Raw genomic sequence first — 18144 nt, 5'->3', positions numbered from 1 at the left:
TGAATGGGGTGAACGGGACAGCTTCCGCTGGCAGAAGTGAAACGAGTGCTCAGAGCCTTGGTGAAGGCAGCGTCGAACCTCGGCTACAGTTTGCCAAGCCGAGAAATCCGAGGGTGACCCCCATCAGCACCGGTACGATCCAAGCATCTCTGGACGATGTCACCGACCCTGTGTTGCTTGAAAAGCTGGAGAAGGAGAATCAGGGCAAGTTTGATGAGGTGCGAGAAGCGAAGGGCAGCCTTGGATCGCCTGACGATGTGGGGGCTCGCAATCATGGGCAAAAGGCGTTTGTGGACCAGTTCTACAAGAAGGCTGCCTATGAGGCGATCATGAAGGACCTGCGGGGGGATGTGGTGTTCCTCGCCATGCCGAGCAGTTCTGAGAGAAATCGCATTCCCGTGTATCTGGCGCAAAGGCTCAAGGAAGATTTCGGCGGAATTGTCGTCAATGGAAGTGCACATTTTTACCGAGCCAATCGAGAAGAATCCAAGAAGAACACTACCTATCTGGCGAAGATGGCCATGCAGGACTTCGAAGTGAGTGACCCTTCCTGGAAGGACCAACTCAAAGGGAAGCGTGTGGTTCTAGTGGATGACATCATCACCACCGGAGACAGCCTGGACAGCATCGCGCAAAAGTTGAAATCAGAAGGGGTGGAAGTGGAGAAGGTGGTCTCCCTGGTCGCCCACAACAGTGGTCGCGGCATTCATCAGGATACCGTAGAGAAACTCATGAAGCAGATCAATTCTAAGCTCGCAGATCAACCCGTTCAGAAAAATCCGATTTTTAACAAGGGGCTTGGAGAATCTGACGAGCAACAAAAAACCCTCTTGGGCTGGATCATCGGTGCACACGGTAAAAGTCGCGACGCTCTCTTGAAAAAGGCCATAGCTGATGCTAATAGTGCAGAGGGAGCCCTTGCGGTGCTGAGAGCCATTCGTAAACGCTACCTTAAACTAAAAGACAAGGAATAACTATGGGTCTCTACCTTGATAGCGTTGAGCGAATTCGAGCTGACCGTTTGCTCAGATTGGAAAAGTTCAAGTCTACACCTGAGGAGGTGGAGTTGTTCCAGCGTCTTCTGGCAGACCACTCCAAGAACTATAACCAGGAGACCGTCTGGACTGCGCCTGAGTTGGAAAATGACGCACGGCTTAAAAGGAGGTTCTGGGAATGGGCACGGTTGGTCAAATCTGGTCCAGAGGAAGAATGGTCGATGGAGCAAGACGAGCTGGAGTACGCTCAAAGGCAGGAAGCCAAGAAGAAAGCCGCTGAGCAAGCGGCTGCTGCGGAGAATGCAGAGGGGGCTCGCTGAGGCCCCGCTCGGGAGCGTTTGAGACTATTTTAAAGCCCTCCACGCGAGATTAGCTGGAGGGTTTTTTGTTGGGGCAATGGCCAATGTATTCCAGCGTGCTGTTTCCTGAATCCGTTTCTGGCTAGGTGCGCTGAAGGCGTGAAGAGATCGCCTGATCGGAGCGGGGGCCGGGAGGGTGGAGGACTTCCGCCAGGCGCGGGAGCTGGTGTCCAACCGCCTGTTGCTGGAGGCCGCAGGCTTCAATGATGCGCAGGTGGCTGAGGTGCGTGCCTTTGCGGGCAGGGGTGATCTGGAGGGGGCCTTTGGCGCAGTGCGGCAGGCCTATTCATCGATCGATTTCAAGAGCGCGGAGGTGCTGGCCCAGAGGGAGCGGGCGGGCAAGGCATTCCTGGCCGACCAGGAGAACCGCTCGGCCAGCGAGCGGATGCTGGAGGACAAGGGAGTGCTCCCGCCCCTGGCGAACACGGCAGAGGGCTGGCGCGTGCGTTATCGCGATGGGTCCAACCGTGTGTACCAGAGCAAGACACAGGCAGATGCCGCCCGGTGGCAGTGGGCGCGGGATCGTGAGATCGCGATCTCGCAGAAGTTTCGTGAGGCGGTGGAGCGGGTGGAGAGCACCGCGGAGCTGGACTCCGAGTTCATCCTGCGGCTGCGGAACGAGGGAATGACCATCGAGCGCTTCCGCAGGGATAATCCCCATTTGAATGACCAGGTGGATGTGCGCATCCAGCAGGGGAAGGCACTGGCTCCCGGCGGGCAGGCGGAGGCCACGGCGGGTCCCCAGCAGATCCGTGAGGAGGAGACGCTGGCCTTTGAGGAATCCACCGCAATGTCCACCGCCACCGCCTCAAGTGCGGAGGCGCAGGAGGCGGCGGGCGTCATTTTGGGCACCTCGGTCAGCGAGTATCTGGACGGGATGCACACCACCACCATGACCTTTTACAAGGGGCACACGGCCTTCACGGCCATGGAGGAGATGGTGGAGGGCAAGGCCAAGAAGCTGCTGGCGCTGCCCGGCAAGCGGGAGTGGATGCGGCGCGCCCTGCGGGAGGTGGAGGAGCGCACGGGGCAGCAGATCTTCCGCACGCGGGATGACGCGCAGCTCAAGGACAGCGACCTGGTGGAGGCATGGTCACACCTTTCGCTGTCGCTGTACGTGGGGCGCAGCGCACGCGGGGAGGAGCTGGCGCAAGGGTTCGATGAAAAAGGCTACCGGCGGACCATGATGGAACTGCTGGGCACGGAGGCGGGCCCGGCACTGAGGAGCCAGCGGACGCTGCTGGAGGGCGTGTACCGCCGTGCGGCGGCGCTCAACGGACTGAAGAAGCAGGGGGTGCTGGATGCGGAGCTGGAGAGCACGCTGGCGTGGCAGCTGGGGCTGGAAGGGCGCACTCAAGCGGCGGTGGAGGCGGATGCAGAAGCGGGCGCTGAGTTTGATGCTGGCAATGCAGAAACTCAGCTAAGTGAACCCACTTTCAGCGTTATTCCTGGCGATCCCAGGGGGCCAAGACAGGACAAGCCTTCCTCGTGGGACGATGTAAAGCCACGTCACCTTTGGGCCTCAGCCAAGCAATATTTGCCCAAGCTGGATGATCCGCGCCCTGCCTTTGGGATAAAGCGTGGCACATGGGATCATCTGGTGCGGAGCCTCGCCAACTGGCTGAGGATCATGCCTCCGGTAAAGGATCCATGGGGCACATCTGTAAAGCTCGATAATCCACAGGAGCGCGGCGGATTCCAAGACCCGATGGAAAATCGGGCGGCGCATCTGCTGGGGGCCGACACGAATAAGGGCACGGAATCGAGGGTGCTAGACCAAGAGAAGCTCGATTGGGTGGGTGCCGTCAGAAAGACCATCTCGGATGCACAAGTGAGGGTAAGAGCTGGAGCTGAAACGCTGTACTTCCGCAGCTACAAAGACGGTGTCCATATGGTGGTGACTGCCGACGGGGCGGTGCAGGAGCAGCGAGTGCTCATTACACAATACGCCCCGGAACTTTCGAAAGGAAAATTCCAGGGCGCAGTGGTCGAGAAAACTCGAAACCCCCGCCTTGCTCCTCAAGGGAGTCCCGGTGCTGTCGGGATTCGGGCGCAGCCCCAGCCTCAAACGGTACAGACCCCTCAGCCAGGCACGCAAGGAGATCTTACTTCAGAAGAGGGCGTTGGTCAAGCTGAGAACGTGGTGGCTCCGGTGCCTGAAAGTAAGGCCGGTGCTGCGGCACTGCCGCCGGTAGAAGTTGTGCCGGCTAACGTCACTCCAGTGACTGCGAGCGCTCCGGCAGACGGTCGATTAGAACAAGGTCCTGGAGTGGCTGGGGACAGCAACATGACCCTGTCCCTCGTGCAGAATGACAGCCGGAATCTGCCAGATTTGATCGGACTGGCGGGACGTCCCGGAAAAGGGAAGGAGTGGGCGGAAACCGCTCCTCTGACTACGAAGCAGCGCCAGATGCTGGAGGAGGCGACTGGCCAGAGTCTGGACCAATACACACGTGCGGTGGACCGGGGGGGCTTGCGCCAGGTGTACACACAGCATGGTCCTGGTTCAGGAGATGCGCACCCGATCACAGAGGAGGATCTCCAGTCGCTGCCTGAGATCGTGACCGCCCCGGGAGCGGTCACCGTGGATCCCGACGATGGTCTGGGGTACACAACGCTCCGGCATGTGAGGTTCCACAACGGCTGGTGGTATCAATACACCGAGGAAGTTCGAGGAGGCAAATCCGGCCAGAAAGCCCTGGTGTTGACGGATCTCTCGAAGGTGCCGGGGGAACTGATGGCGAACGACGGGATGGCTGCTGGTGGAGCGGGTGCGGCGACGTCTCAGACGATGATGGCCGAAGCCCGAGAGAGACTGCGCGAGGTAAACCGGCAATTGCGCGATGATCCTACAGAGGAAGACGGGCAGGGTGAACAAGGAGACGGAGTGCATTTGGATGAAGGCGGGCGAGAAGAGGGTGCGGCCCATGCGCCGGAGGAGGATATCGCCAAGGCGCAGGAAAAGGAGCGAGACCATCAGCGGACGGTCCGGCTCTCGGATCTGCTCAACCGCGTCCTGAGTCCTGAGCGGCGAATTGCGCTGCGTGAGCGGGCGGCGTTCGGCTTGCATCCCAATAACGTCGCCAGTCTGGAGACAAAATTTCAGAATAGCGCCCGGAAACACATTCTCGCCGAAGGACAAAGTGAGCCGACGGATCTTGAGGCCGAAGTGGAGAAGATTTACCAGGAGATCTTTGGAAAACATGCTGTGCCCCAAGGAGAGGCAACCGAAGCAAGTCAGAAAAGACGGGCGGTGCAGAGTCAGGTCGATAAGACGCTGGAGAAATATCACGCCGCCATCGCGGCTGCTGGCCTGAGCGGCGACGTGAACCTAGCCGTAGTGGCCCGCAATACATTCATTGAGGAGGCGACTGCGATCGAGGGAGGACCTCCCAACTTGAACTGGAGAGATCCGCATAGCGAGCCAACTTTCAAACACGCCTTTTCGGATAAACACGGGCACGGTCAGGGTCTGGAGGATAAACGGATGATTGACCGCGCTAGGGGTGAAGGAGTCCAGATTGGACGCTATCGAGACGACCAACTGGCTGCGGCCTACGCGGGAGCCATCTCCAAACAAGGTCCTGGCATCTATGACGTCATGTTGCCCAGAGGGCTGGAAGCTGTTGTTGCATTGCCAGACGGCAAGATTACCTTTGGGGATATGATGAGAGTCGTTGTTGGCAACAAGGGCGAAATCCACAGCACCTATCCATTTAACAGCCGCTACTCAACGACTCCAACAAAAAGGAAGGATAACGAGAAAGCCGATGACGGAAAAATCGATTAGTCTGGATGTAAAGGAGTCTCTGACAGAGAAGTTCGACCTGGTCTCTCCGTACCAGTGCGGCCAAGATTGGGAGTACATCAATGTTCTGGATACAAATGAACTGATCGATCCCCTTGTCGATGCACTCGAAGGTGCGGAATTATCGGAGGAAGAACGCTATGCCACCATGTTGATCGTGGTGAATTCCATCGACTCGCTCATCGAGCCAGAGAAACCCCTGCCTGAAGTGTGGAAGAAAACCGCAGCCCTTCTGCGCAGCAACTTTCAAGCCTTTGAGCCTGTCGTTAGACAATATATCTCGCTTGATAAGAAGCCGGAGGACCGCTTTCGTATTTGCAAGCATCTGCTGGCCGAGTTCCCGGAGCTTGATTCCGACGAAGAACCTGCCGCCAACCCGGAAGGCTAGGCCAACCCGCTTTCCAAGACAGACGATAGTATCCTTGTTTTGCCGGTGGCATAGTGAGAGGCTCTTCTGTCCCCGCCTTGTGCTGCGGGATGGAGGGCAAGGCCAAGAAGCTGCTGGCGCTGCCCGGGAAGCGGGAGTGGATGCGGCGCGCCCTGCGGGAGGTGGAGGAGCGCACGGGGCAGCAGATCTTCCGCACGCGGGATGACGCGCAGCTCAAGGACAGCGACCTGGTGGAGGCATGGTCACACCTTTCGCTGTCGCTGTACGTGGGGCGCAGCGCACGCGGGGAGGAGCTGGCGCAAGGGTTCGATGAAAAAGGCTACCGGCGGACCATGATGGAACTGCTGGGCACGGAGGCGGGCCCGGCACTGAGGAGCCAGCGGACGCTGCTGGAGGGCGTGTACCGCCGTGCGGCGGCGCTCAATGGTCTAAAGAAGCAGGGGGTGCTGGATGCGGAGCTGGAGAGCACGCTGGCGTGGCAGCTGGGGCTGGAAGGGCGCACTCAAGCGGCGGTGGAGGCGGATGCAGAAGCGGGCGCTGAGTTTGATGCTGGCAATGCAGAAACTCAGCTAAGTGAACCCACTTTCAGCGTTATTCCTGGCGATCCCAGGGGGCCAAGACAGGACAAGCCTTCCTCGTGGGACGATGTAAAGCCACGCCACCTTTGGGCCTCAGCCAAGCAACACTTGCCCAAGCTGGATGATCCGCGTCCTGCCTTTGGGATCAAGCGTGGCACATGGGATCACCTTGTGCGGAGCCTCGCCAACTGGCTGAGGATCATGCCTCCGGTAAAGGATCCTTGGGGTACATCTGTAAAACTCGATAATCCACAGGAGAGCGGCGGATTCCAAGACCCGATGGAAAATCGAGCGGCGCATCTGCTGGGGGCCGACACGAAAAAGGGCACGGAATCAAGGGTGCTAGACCAAGAGAAGCTCGATTGGGTGGGTGCCGTCAGAAAGACCATCTCGGACGCACAAGTGAGGGTAAGAGCTGGAGCTGAAACGCTGTACTTCCGCAGCTACAAAGACGGTGTCCATATGGTGGTGACTGCCGACGGGGCGGTGCAGGAGCAGCGAGTGCTCATTACACAATACGCCCCGGGACTTTCGAAAGGAAAATTCCAGGGCGCAGTGGTCGAGAAAACTCGAAACCCCCGCCTTGCTCCTCAAGGGAGTCCCGGTGCTGTCGGGATTCGGGCGCAGCCCCAGCCTCAAACGGTACAGACCCCTCAGCCAGGCACGCAAGGAGATCTTACTTCAGAAGAGGGCGTTGGTCAAGCTGAGAACGTGGTGGCTCCGGTGCCTGAAAGTGAGGCCGGTGCTGCGGCACTGCCGCCGGTAGAAGGTGCGCTAGGCAAGGTTACTCCCGTGACCGAGAGCGCTCCGGCAGACGGTCGATTAGAACAAGGTCCTGGAGTGGCTGGGGACAGCAACATGACCCTGTCCCTCGTGCAGAATGACAGCCGGAATCTGCCAGATTTGATCGAACTGGCGGGACGTCCCGGAAAAGGGAAGGAGTGGGCGGAAACCGCTCCTCTGACTACGAAGCAGCGCCAGATGCTGGAGGAGGCGACTGGCCAGAGTCTGGACCAATACACACGTGCGGTGGACCGGGGGGGCTTGCGCCAGGTGTACACACAGCATGGTCCTGGTTCAGGAGATGCGCACCCGATCAAAGAGGAGGATCTCCAGTCGCTGCCTGAGATCGTGACCGCCCCGGGAGCGGTCACCGTGGATCCCGACGATGGTCTGGGGTACACAACGCTCCGGCATGTGAGGTTCCACAACGGCTGGTGGTATCAATACACCGAGGAAGTTCGAGGAGGCAAATCCGGCCAGAAAGCCCTGGTGTTGACGGATCTCTCGAAGGTGCCGGGGGAACTGATGGCGAACGACGGGATGGCTGCTGGTGGAGCGGGTGCGGCGACGTCTCAGACGATGATGGCCGAAGCCCGAGAGAGACTGCGCGAGGTAAACCGGCAATTGCGCGATGATCCTACAGAGGAAGACGGGCAGGGTGAACAAGGAGACGGAGTGCATTTGGATGAAGGCGGGCGAGAAGAGGGTGCGGCCCCTGCGCCGGAGGAGGATATCGCCAAGGCGCAGGAAAAGGAGCGAGACCATCAGCGGACGGTCCGGCTTTCGGATCTGCTCAACAGCATTCTGAGTCCTGAGCGGCGAATTGCGCTGCGTGAGCGGGCGGCGTTCGGTCTGCGTCCTAGTGATGTCTGCCGCTTGGAGACGGATTTCCAAGACGGCGCCCGCAAGCTCTTTCTCTCAGAAGCTCAAAACGAGTCAGCCGATATCGAGGCCCAGGTGGAGCAATTGTATCAAAAGATCTTTGGAGAGCATGCTGTGCCACAGGGAGAGCCAACTGAAACAAGCCTGAAACGTCGCGGTATTCAGAAGAAGGTTGGTGACACATTGACGAAATACCATGAGGCGCTTTCCATTGCTGATGAGAAGGGTGACACCGATATGGCCGCGGCCGCCCGCAACGCCTTTATTGCAGACTCGATTGCGATAGAAGGCGGTCCTCCCGGCCTGAACTGGGGTGATCCGTACAGTCAACCGACCTTCAAACATGCGTTTCTACATCAACACGGGCATGGCCAACGCCTGGAAGACAAGCGCATGATTGATCGAGCCAGGGGAGATGGGGTGCAAATCGGCCGTTATCATGACGACGAACTGGCTGCTGCCTATGCGGGTGCGATTTCCAAGCAAGGCCCCGGCATCTATGACGTCATGCTCCCCAAAGGCCTCGGAGCAGATGCTGCTTTGCCGGATGGGAAAATTGTTGCTGGAGATATGATGCGTGTTGTGGTAAATGAAAGGGGTAAGATTAACACTTCCTGTCCCTTCAATAGTCGATACCCCACAAGGAAACCTAAAAACAACAAATCAGATGGCGGATAGAATTATTGGCTTGGCTGTCATGGAGTCTCTGACGGAGAGATTCAATCTGGTTTCTCCAACGCAAGACTGGGAGTACATCAATGCTCAGGAGACCAATGAAGATATTGAGGTCTTGGTAGAAGCGCTTGAAGGCGCGGAGTTGTCGGAGGATGAGGATTATGCGACGATGCTTATTGTGGTGAATTCAATTGATGCGCTCATTGAGCCAGGCGAGCCTTTGCCGAAAGTGTGGGATAGAACCGTGAGTCTCCTGAGACGCAACGTCAAGGCGTATGAGCCCATCATCGATCAGTTCATTTCGTTGGAGAGCAAGCCTGAGAATCGGTACTATATTTCCAAGCATCTGCTGGCCGAGTTCCCTGAGTTTGACCCAGACGCAAAACCTGCCGCCGAGCAGGGCTAGGCCTCAACGCTGTCTATCCGCCGGATCGTTCGGAGCCCTATCCGGCAGACGTCATAAGGGTGGTGGTGCGTTCAGACGGCAAGTGTAGAACGGCATATCCTTCTTTCGCTGTCGCTGTACGTGGGGCGCAGCGCACGCGGGGAGGAGCTGGCGCAGGGGTTCGATGAAAAAGGGTGCCGGCGGAGCATGATGGTGCTGCTGGGCACGGAGGAGCCGGACCGGCAAAGCGGCTCCAGTTTTCTATACCCGCGGACAATTCATTTGCGGAAGGTGCTCTAACAACTATTTTACAAAAATCAGATGCAATACGAAACGGATCCAGAACTGATCAGGAAAGCTTGGAGAGCATCGTCGAAAGTTTCCGAAGAGAGCTTCAAAGAGCAGGTCCAGGCTGGGATCGTCGCACGCACCGATCCTTTGCTTTGGATCGACAAATCCGATTCCTCGAAAAGCTCGGCGACCCAATCCAGCTCCAAGGAAGAGCCCTAGGACAAGGTGGTGAGCATCATGTCTATCATGATGCTGGGGCTGGCGAGGTGAACAAGCATACACATGGTCATCGCTATGGATTTGTGGTGGATCAAGGGGCGGATGCCGCCAAGGGTAAGCTTGAGTTGCGTGATGCCTTGCCTTCCGACTATCTGGTGCGTCTTGACCTGCAAAATGCGATTTTTGGAGACGAAATTGTCCTGGTTGGAACGACCAAGACTCGCTATTCTCCCTATCCTGCAATTGTAACCAGACAGCCGATTGCTTCAGGGGTTCACCCTTCGCTGACAGAGTTGCGTAACTACATGAAACAAAAGGGATTTGTAGTTCTTCCCAGCGAAATTCAGATGCCAGGCACCTTTAGAGGAGACGTGTGGTATCATGCTGAAAGGGGTGGATGTTCTCCCGGCTGCGCTCTTATGAGGCGATATCTGGAGACAGGATCTTTCGCACGCCGGACGATGCGCAGCTGCTGGATGAGGATGTGCAGGAGGCGTGGTCCCATTTCGCGATCTCCTACTGGGCAGGCAGGTCCAAGATGGACGCGGCGCTGCCCGAAAGCTGGAAGGCGCGGGGATCCCGCCAGGTCATGACCGATGTGCTCCGCTCCAGGATGGGCGCGGTGATGACGGGGTATGCCACGTTTTTCAATGCCGTGTTTCGTCGTGCGGCCCGGATCAAGAAACTCCAGCGTGAAGGGCGTCTGGAGGGGGATATGGAAGTGGCCATATCGCAGTCCCTGGGGTTGGAGCAGAGCCCCTCCGAGGCTGGAACCCTCGCCGAAACTCCGACGTCGGAGGCCGGACTTTCCAATGAAGGGCGGGGGCAGAATTCCCCCACAACCTCATTCAGCGTCATCCCCAGCAACATCCGCCCCCTTGACACCCATGCAGCCCATGCGACCTTTAATCCCGATGAAGTCCGAAACCCCGCCGCCATCCTCCAAGCCATCACCACCGAAGGTGACGCGCGAACAGGCGAGGGCTCAAGCCCTGGCCTGCGCCGGAAACATGGGCGAAGCCTCGTCAGTCTTGCCAGAGTCGTGGCGTGGGCGGACGCACATGGCCGGACTCTCGACCCGCAAGAATTCGGGGTAGAAGAATTTGAGGCCACCGGTGGTGAGCATCTGGTGTTCTTTGACGAAAGCAGCGGACGTGCCGTCAAGCTGACGAAACCGGGCTTCGTGGGTGCCTAGGCAGAGGATGCAGGAGCCTACCTTGAGCGGTGGGCGCTGACCAACCGGGCCTTTGGTGATGACGTCGCCTTTGAAGGCATTGTCACGCTGCCTGGTGAGCATGCTCCACGGGTGGTTATTTCCCAATCCTGGCGGGTGGGGCGTGATTCCACCCAGGAGGAGATCACGGATTTCCCGCAGTCGAAGGGCTTTCACCCGCACGAAGGGCGATGGGTTCATCCCATCCGTGAGCTGGCCGTGTGGGACACCTTTACTGAGGGAAATGCCATCACGAGCGAGGATGGCACGGTGATGCCCATCGACCTGCAGTTGGAGCCAGCGCGGGCGGAGGAGCTGCGGGCGGTCCGGGAGGGTTCCGGTTTTGGGCGCGGCACCTCCTTCGCAGTGATTTCAGGGAACCCCGCGGCTGCCGGTGTGGCTTCGCGGGAGGGTGTGGACACGCCGGTGGAGCAGGGCCGTTTTGTGCTCCCATCCCGCAGGCGATCTGATGGATTGGCCCAGTCTCGTGCGCAAGGCACGGGGGCGCTTGTTGCCGCTCCGGAAGCCCGTGGGGCGCTGGACACCATCCGCCAGCACCTGCCTGCGCTGCTGCACCAGCGGGTTCTAGCCTTTGACACTCCCGCGGACCTGGCGGCCTCCTCCTATGGGGAGGACTACAGCGATGCGGAGATAGCAAGCATGGAGGGGGCGGAGGCGCTCTTTGACCGGCACACGAAGCGCACGCTGCTGTTCCTGGGGCAGGTGGAGCAGCGTCCTGGTGAGACGCCGCTGGCGGCGGTGGGAAGGGTGCTGGTGCACGAGCGCATGGGCCACGAGGGCGTGAACTTCCTGCTTGAGACGGATGCGGACTTTGCCGCCCGCTGGAACAAACTGATGGGGGCCATCCCGCAGGCGGAACTGGACGCCATCCTTGACGAGCCAGGGTACGCGCACCTGGAGGAGCAGCCGCCGGAGCTGGCACTGGAGTGGATGGCGCGGCAGATCGAAGCCGGTGAGGCACCTGCCGTGGTGGCCCAGCTCAACGGGCAGGAGCCGGGCCTGGCGCAGCGGATGTGGCAGGCCATGAGAGATGCCCTGACCCGCCTTCTGAGCCTGTACTCTGGCGAGGCCAAGTTTGACCTTGAACTCAATGACCTGATCGCGCCAGGCGCGCGAGGCGGCGCTGGACGGCCGCACCGCCAGCCAGCTCACGGCAGAGCTCGACCGGCGCGCCGCGGAGCTGGAGGTACGCAGCCCCCTGCCCGAGGTGATCCGTCTTGCCTCCCCCCACAACCCTGATATACTTCTTAGTCATGAAGATAATACCGGCCGTGCCCATCAAGATCGGAACCCTGGACGAGCACTTGAAAGAGTCCGCCGCAGTGCCCTGGGAGCGCAAGCTCGCCGCCATGAAGAAGCAGGCCGGGTACCTGGAGGACCAGAGCGACGATCCCGCCACGAGAGCCCTGGCTTACCGCGAGTCCATGCGGAAACTCTCGAAGGAGGCATAGCCTCGCTCAGGAAGTTCCGGGGGGCTGAGCACGATGTGTATCACCACCGGCCTTCCAACCTCGCCATCAAGCTCACCAGGCCGGGTGAATTTGGCTGGGGTGGGAACATCCAGACCTATCTGCGCCGTCTGGCCTGGACCAACATCCTCTTTGATGACGACGTCGCTGTCGCAGGCCTGACCCAGCTTCCTGGGGAAAGCCTGCCGCGCCTGGTGACAACCCAGCCGTGGTATGATGCACAGGAAGCGTCTCCCCACCCGAATGCAGCGGAGATCCAGACGTACATGCGGGCGAAGGGGTTCCTCAAGGTGGCGGATGAAGGGTATGTGCACGAGCACCTGGACATCTATGCCAGCGATGCCAAGCCGGACAACTTCATCCGGACAATCTCGGGCATGATTCGGCCCATTGACCTGATTCTTGGGCAGACCGATGAGCAGGAGTACCGGAGGCTGCGAGATCTTGCGGAGGATCTTCCGCAGATGCCTGGTCCAGACAGGAGATCGGAAGAGACGGGGCTGGGCGACCGGTTGCAGTTTTCTCAAACCGAACTCGAAACACAGCATACCTCAGATGGCTCCCGCGCGCCCAAATCTGCGCGTCGTGCCAGTTCTTCGCAGCAGACCACTCCACCACAACCCAGTCTGAATGAGACGCTGGGCGCCCCCGGTACGCCGTTGCGAAGCCTTCTGGACAAGCTGGGAGTAAGAGATCTGGACACCCACGTCTTTACGGAGGTGCAGGCGCAACAGTTGGTGACCCTGCTCAAACAAGACACGCCTCCGAAGCTGGACACTCTGGTGCGAGGTATCACGGGTGACAATACTCACAGCAGTGAGCAGATCCGGACGATCGTGGAGGAGTTCGCCAGCTTCATGCCCCCGGCGCTGGCCAGACAGCTTGCCAAACATCCTGTGGCCATCGCCTTTGACCAGAAATTGGCCAAGAAAGTCGCAGTTTATCGCCCTGAAGACAACAGTATTGCGGTGAATCCCAAGATTACCGACCTGTCGAAATTGCGACGTACGCTCTTTCATGAGTTGGTGCACTGGGCGCACCTCAAAGGTCCGTCCTCCTTCAGGGAGCGGGTAACCGCACTGGCCTCTCGACGCACGAGCGGGTTCACCGAGCCGCAACTCATTCTGTACAAGGCCCCTGGCCTGCTCTACGACCTCGAGGTGCGGGGCATGCGGGATGATTGGGCAGATATCAATGGCGACGAGTACGCCGGCCGGGTCTACCGCAGAGCGGCAGCCTCTCTTGCAGTCGAGGTGCCTACTGTACATTTGGAAAAACTGACATACCATTCCTCTGAGTTGGCAGACTATCTTAATCACCGCAGCAACCGCACCGGTCACCGATCCTGGCGCGAGGCTTTCCTTACCTGTCTGGATCCTTTCCTACCTTCAAATCCTCAACCATGATCACAACCCTGACTTTCACCAAAGACAACGAGCAACTGGTTTTAACTCTGGATTGCGATTCCATGGAACAATTGTTGTCCAAAGAATTGAAGGGTCAGGCGAAGTTCAGGGAAGCGCTAGAGGAACATCTTTCACAAACATCTGGGCTCTACGATGGCCTGTTGACTCGTTGCAACAGTGGTGCGAGGAAATTTGGGCTTCAACTTGCCGTGAAATACGAAGGAAAGGCAGAGCTCGATCCTGACGATCTCGAGTTTGATTGAATCTCTGCTCCCGGATCGCCTCACCCCTCTCCCGGCTCACGCTGTGCAAGCGGTTTTTCTTTGCTCGCTCTCGCCATGCCTAACCACCGCCGCCGCTGATGCACGATATTGCCTTGAACCTCAGCAACGCGCGCCACCGCACCATCACCTGCTCACAGAGCCCGGCAAAGGCCCCATCGTTGCAGCCATTCACTTGGACAGGACAGCTGAACGTGGGCTGGTTGTAAACCAGATCCAGTCTCTCTACGGCAGACCTCCAGGTGACATCGCCATGATGTTCGGAGAGAGCCCGATCTACGAGAACAAAACAAAGTGCCTTTCGATGGCACGACTATTTGGGCTGCAATTGCCCAAACGTGGGACGCCACCGAAAAGCTTCTCAAAGATACTCGGCCCGGATGACATCGTCAACCCCCAAAGCGGGTCAGGCACTCTCAACGCCGCCCCCTCCGGGAGTTCCGCCAGCCAGGAAACCCTGCGCCTCCTCCTGGAGCGAGCCCGCACCCTGGGCCTTGCCCACCAGCTCTCCGGCATCAGCTCGCGAGCCAGCGCCCTCATCAGACTCGCCTCCCAGAAACCGCAATACCACATCGCCCCCGCCCTCCGCGCCGCCCTCCGCGCCTTGATCGGGTTCAAGGAAAAAGGCGGCAAGGGTACTGTCGAGGAGTATCTCCAGCAGCAGGACAGGCTCACTCCAGGCACTGCCCCAGAGATGGCACAACTCGCCGCCGCCCTGGGGAAAGCAACTTCGCCAGAGTCCGTTCGTGCCATCCTCGATGAGTACTTGCGCCTCGCCCATGCGGTCACCACCACCACCGGCGAGCCGCTGCCCACCAACGCAGACCTCATCCGTCGTGCCATTGATCAGAGCAGCATCCCATCCGGCAGCTCGGCAACCCAGCGGCTCAACACATCCCCCATTCGGCAGGAAGACCTTCGATTTGCGGCCCAGGCCTCTGCCGAGCTGGCGAAACACGACGAAGTCTTCCGCCACCCTGTCAGTAAGAGCGGTTTGTTGGAAGATGTGATGGCGGATGTCGTGGATTTTGCCACTTACTTGGGCGAAGACACCCGGCCGGATGAACGTCAGGAATCCGAGGCCGACAGGCGTTTTGTGTTCCGCACCGATAATGGCAAACTCTTCTACGTGTACGAACGCGGTCAGCGTGGCCGTGGTGAGGTCTGGATTGATGTGAGTCGATTGGAGGAGGGGGATGGTGGATCGGCCATCTATGCCGCTGTCGGCAACTATGCGAAAAACAGCCGCCGCAAGTTCATTGGCGATCCCAAAGGGCTGTCCGAATCCGCAATCGTGCGGAGAACCTCAGCCATGCTTTCCCTGGCTCTGCGACATGGCAGAACAGACTTCATGGAGCCAGCCGCAGAGCAACTTAAAGGCGTTCCCGAAAAAGGCATTGCACCGCTCAAATGGGAAGGCGATGATGTAGCCAAGATCGCTTCGCTCATCGAGACGTTCCTTTCGCATCTCCACCAGAAGATCCCGGCCCTTCGCAACTACCGTTATGACTTCGAGCGACAACAGTTCATTTACAGAGACGGAAGACCCGTTGGCCGAGAACGCTTTGACGCCGGAGCAGAAACGAATCTGGTTCGCGCATCTCGAGCGGGTCAGGCAACACTACGTCGCGCTATATTCCTCCAATCCCTTGCATCAAGCCAGGGCAGCGAAAGACCCCAACTACTGGAAGCACTTCTCCATGGGAATCGTGAACATGCCGGGAGTGGAGACCCCTCAGTTTCATTAAACGAGGGCGGCCCCCTCCATCAGCTCTTTGCCGCCCCCCTCCAGCCCCCTTCAGGAGGCCCCTCCCTCCACGAGCGGGCCCTGCGGGCCATCCTGGCCCCTGTCCCGCAGAAGATCCGCCTGATCTTCGCCGAGTTCCTCAAGGACCGCCCCATCGCCGGGATTGCGCAGGAATCCGGCCTGCCTGAGGTGGCGGTGCAGAACATCGTCAACCAGATGCGGGCCCGGTATCTCACTGCGCTCAAGTTGCTGCAGGCGGACGCTCTGGCACTGCAGGCCGCCGGGCCCATGACCTCCGCGAGCACCCGGCCGCGGTTGAGCTTCAGCCGGGGACAAGGAAACAACAGGCACAACAGAACCCTCGCCTCCCGGCGCAGCAGCGCGAGCCCCTCCGTGTACCGCGAGGCGCTGGCAGCCATCCGGCGACGCCTCCCCGGGCTGGTGCACCAGCGCGTCCTGGTCTTTGACTCGCCAGCGGATCTCGCCGCCTCCTCCTATGGGGAGGACTACAGCGATGCGGAGATCGCAAGCATGGAGGAGGCAGAAGCGCTCTTTGACCGGCACACGGGGCGCACCCTCATCTTTGCCAGCCAGATCGAGCTGCGCGTGGGCGAAACGCCGCTGCACGCCCTCGCCCGCCTTCTGCTGCATGACCGCGTGGGCCATGAGGGGGTGAACTTCCTGCTGGCCACGGATGAAGCCATTGGGTGTTCGTGGAACCAGCTCGCCTCGCGCATCCCCCGCGGCGAGCTGCAGGCCATCCTGAATGAGCCAGGCTACCAGCATCTGGCCGGTCACCCCGCAGACCTGGCCCTGGAGTGGCTCGCCCGCAAGGTGGAGCAGGTGGAAGGGGCCCGCACCGTGGCAGAGCTGGAGAACAAGCTGCCTTCCCTGGCCCGCCGCATGTGGCAGGCCCTGCAGGAGGCGGTCGCGAAGCTCATGGACATGTTGTCCAGAAATGGGAAGGCCGCCTTCGAGCGCGATGTGCGTGACCTCATCTCCCTGGCCCGCCAGGCCGCCCTGGACGGCCGCAGTGCCGCCCATCCCACCGACGACCTGCTGCGCCGCTCCTCGGAGCGTGAGCCCCGCAGCCAGCCCCCTGATTTCATCCGTCTTGCCCTGCCCCACAACCCTGATACACTGGACCCAAATGGAAACCAAACCGGCCGTTCCCATCAAGATCGCAACCCTGGACGAGCGCTTGAAAGCCTCCGCCGCAGTGCCCTGGGAGCGAAAGCTCGCCGCCATGAAAAAGCAGGCCGGGTACAAGACGGACCGGAACGACGATCCGGCCGTGAGAGCCCTGGCTTATCTCGAGTCCATGGAGAAACGCTCACACGGGGAATAGCACCTCTCCAAAAGCTCGGTGGAGCGGAGCACGATGTCTATCCACACCAGCCTTCCAACCTGGCCGTCAAGCTCACCAAGCCGGGCGAGTTTGGCTGGGACGGCAACTTGCAGACCTACCTGCGCCGTCTGGCCTGGGGCAACCTTCTTTTCGACGATGACGTTGCTGTTGAAGGCCTGACCCAGCTTCCTGGCGAAAGCCTTCCACGCCTGGTCACCACCCAGCCGTGGTACCGCGCAGACAAAGTGCGTCCGCATCCAGATGCGAGCGAGGTGGAGGCCTACATGCGCGCCAGGGGCTTCCTCAAGGTGGCAGACGGAGCGTACGTACACAAGCATCTGGACATCTCGGCCAGCGATGCCAAGGCAGCCAGCTTGATCCGGACGGAGGCCGGGGTCATCCACCCCATTGATATCATCCTCGACCACACTCCGGAGCAGGACTACCGGCGCATGCGAGACTTGGCGGAGCGGACTCCGCAGATGCCTGCGCCCCGGCAGGCAAGGAACGGGACGGGGCCGGACTCCCGGCTGCAGTTTTCTTCTGTAAAACACAACGGCGGCAGATCTGCTGGCAGAAACCTCATTCCCAAGAAACCAAATGAAACCCCATCCAAGATTGACGGAGTCAGAGACATCCCGTACATTAACAGGCATGGAGATCCTCCGACCCGAAGAGATGCTGAAGCTGCGCTTGGAGAGCTCATTGCACGCGCAGAGACTGACTCGGGAAGAAATGCACGCGCAGATGCGGCGGAACGGCTCCGTGCCGAGGCCGAATCCTTGGTATCGTGGAGTCGACAAAAAGGATGGCTCATCCACCCAGAAGGATTCGAACGACTAGTCGAGGATCTGCCAATTTTCGAAGGGGGTGTCGAGAGAAATGTCTTTGGTCATCCACCTTCGGGGCGTGTTATAAAGGTAACACTTCCACCAAATTTTGGCGCCAGAGGCGAACTGAGTGCCTATCTGAAAAACATCGCTTGGTCCAACCTGCTTTATGGGGATGACATTCGTTTGGAAGGCGTCATCGAAACCAAAGCTGGGCCCGCTGTTGTGGTGTCTCAACCTTTCATTGAAGGGCGTCAGCCAAGTTTAAGGCGTATTCGCCGGTGGTTCGAGGCGCAGGGATATGTGCCTGATGGATACAACAAGTGGCGACACCCCAAGACTGGAGCCGTGATTGCGGATACCCATCAAGGGAACTTTGTCGTTGTTGGGCGCAAGTACGTGGTTCCCATAGATCTGCAAGTGCTGAACCCCGGGGAAAAGGGTCTAGAGTAAGTGCGAGCCAAAG

General features: G+C 59.4%; 12 protein-coding genes. All 12 read left to right on the top strand.

Features of this window, described 5'->3' with window-relative positions; all coding sequences use genetic code 11:
* Positions 1–113: 113 nt before the first annotated feature.
* The 12 genes from VSP_RS27615 to VSP_RS42665 all read left to right on the top strand — a co-directional run bounded on the left by VSP_RS27615 (position 114) and on the right by VSP_RS42665 (position 18131).
* Positions 114–974 carry a phosphoribosyltransferase gene (locus VSP_RS27615; protein WP_009964811.1) on the top strand — a complete coding sequence of 287 codons (861 nt, stop codon included), beginning with the start codon at positions 114–116 and terminating at the stop codon, positions 972–974.
* A 56-nt stretch (positions 975–1030) separates the two neighbouring features.
* Positions 1031–1315, top strand: a complete 285-nt coding sequence (locus tag VSP_RS27610; protein ID WP_232289517.1) for a hypothetical protein — start codon at positions 1031–1033, stop codon at positions 1313–1315.
* Positions 1316–1490: 175 nt separating this feature from the next.
* A complete protein-coding gene (locus VSP_RS27605; protein WP_009964809.1) occupies positions 1491–5144 on the top strand; it encodes a hypothetical protein in 3654 nt (1217 codons plus the stop codon).
* Complete coding sequence (locus tag VSP_RS27600) at positions 5125–5550, top strand: hypothetical protein (RefSeq protein ID WP_009964808.1); 426 nt, start codon at positions 5125–5127, stop codon at positions 5548–5550. The genes VSP_RS27605 and VSP_RS27600 overlap by 20 nt, the downstream gene beginning before the upstream one ends.
* Before the next feature lie 89 nt (positions 5551–5639).
* Complete coding sequence (locus VSP_RS27595) at positions 5640–8471, top strand: hypothetical protein (RefSeq protein ID WP_009964806.1); 2832 nt, start codon at positions 5640–5642, stop codon at positions 8469–8471.
* Between the two features lie 19 nt (positions 8472–8490).
* On the top strand, positions 8491–8874 hold the full coding sequence (locus tag VSP_RS27590) for a hypothetical protein (RefSeq protein ID WP_009964805.1): 384 nt from the start codon (positions 8491–8493) through the stop codon (positions 8872–8874).
* Between the two features lie 886 nt (positions 8875–9760).
* Positions 9761–10558 (top strand): hypothetical protein, encoded by a 798-nt coding sequence (locus VSP_RS43240; RefSeq protein ID WP_009964803.1) that lies wholly within the window; start codon positions 9761–9763, stop codon positions 10556–10558.
* Positions 10559–10669: 111 nt separating this feature from the next.
* A complete protein-coding gene (locus VSP_RS27570; RefSeq protein ID WP_157211094.1) occupies positions 10670–11836 on the top strand; it encodes a hypothetical protein in 1167 nt (388 codons plus the stop codon).
* Between the two features lie 14 nt (positions 11837–11850).
* A complete protein-coding gene (locus tag VSP_RS27565) occupies positions 11851–12048 on the top strand; it encodes a hypothetical protein (protein WP_009964801.1) in 198 nt (65 codons plus the stop codon).
* Positions 12045–13472 carry a putative polyvalent protein kinase domain-containing protein gene (locus VSP_RS43235; protein WP_269724140.1) on the top strand — a complete coding sequence of 476 codons (1428 nt, stop codon included), beginning with the start codon at positions 12045–12047 and terminating at the stop codon, positions 13470–13472. The genes VSP_RS27565 and VSP_RS43235 overlap by 4 nt, the downstream gene beginning before the upstream one ends.
* The gene (locus tag VSP_RS27555; protein WP_009964799.1) at positions 13469–13735 is read left to right on the top strand and encodes a hypothetical protein; all 267 of its coding nucleotides are present in this window, start codon (positions 13469–13471) and stop codon (positions 13733–13735) included. Before VSP_RS43235 ends, VSP_RS27555 begins: the two co-directional genes overlap by 4 nt.
* Before the next feature lie 322 nt (positions 13736–14057).
* Positions 14058–18131 carry a putative polyvalent protein kinase domain-containing protein gene (locus VSP_RS42665; RefSeq protein ID WP_157211093.1) on the top strand — a complete coding sequence of 1358 codons (4074 nt, stop codon included), beginning with the start codon at positions 14058–14060 and terminating at the stop codon, positions 18129–18131.
* Positions 18132–18144 lie beyond the last annotated feature (13 nt).

Origin of the sequence: Verrucomicrobium spinosum DSM 4136 = JCM 18804 (assembly GCF_000172155.1) — a bacterium.
Classification (GTDB): Bacteria; Verrucomicrobiota; Verrucomicrobiia; order Verrucomicrobiales; family Verrucomicrobiaceae; genus Verrucomicrobium; species Verrucomicrobium spinosum.
This window is presented reverse-complemented; position numbering and strand designations above follow the sequence as displayed.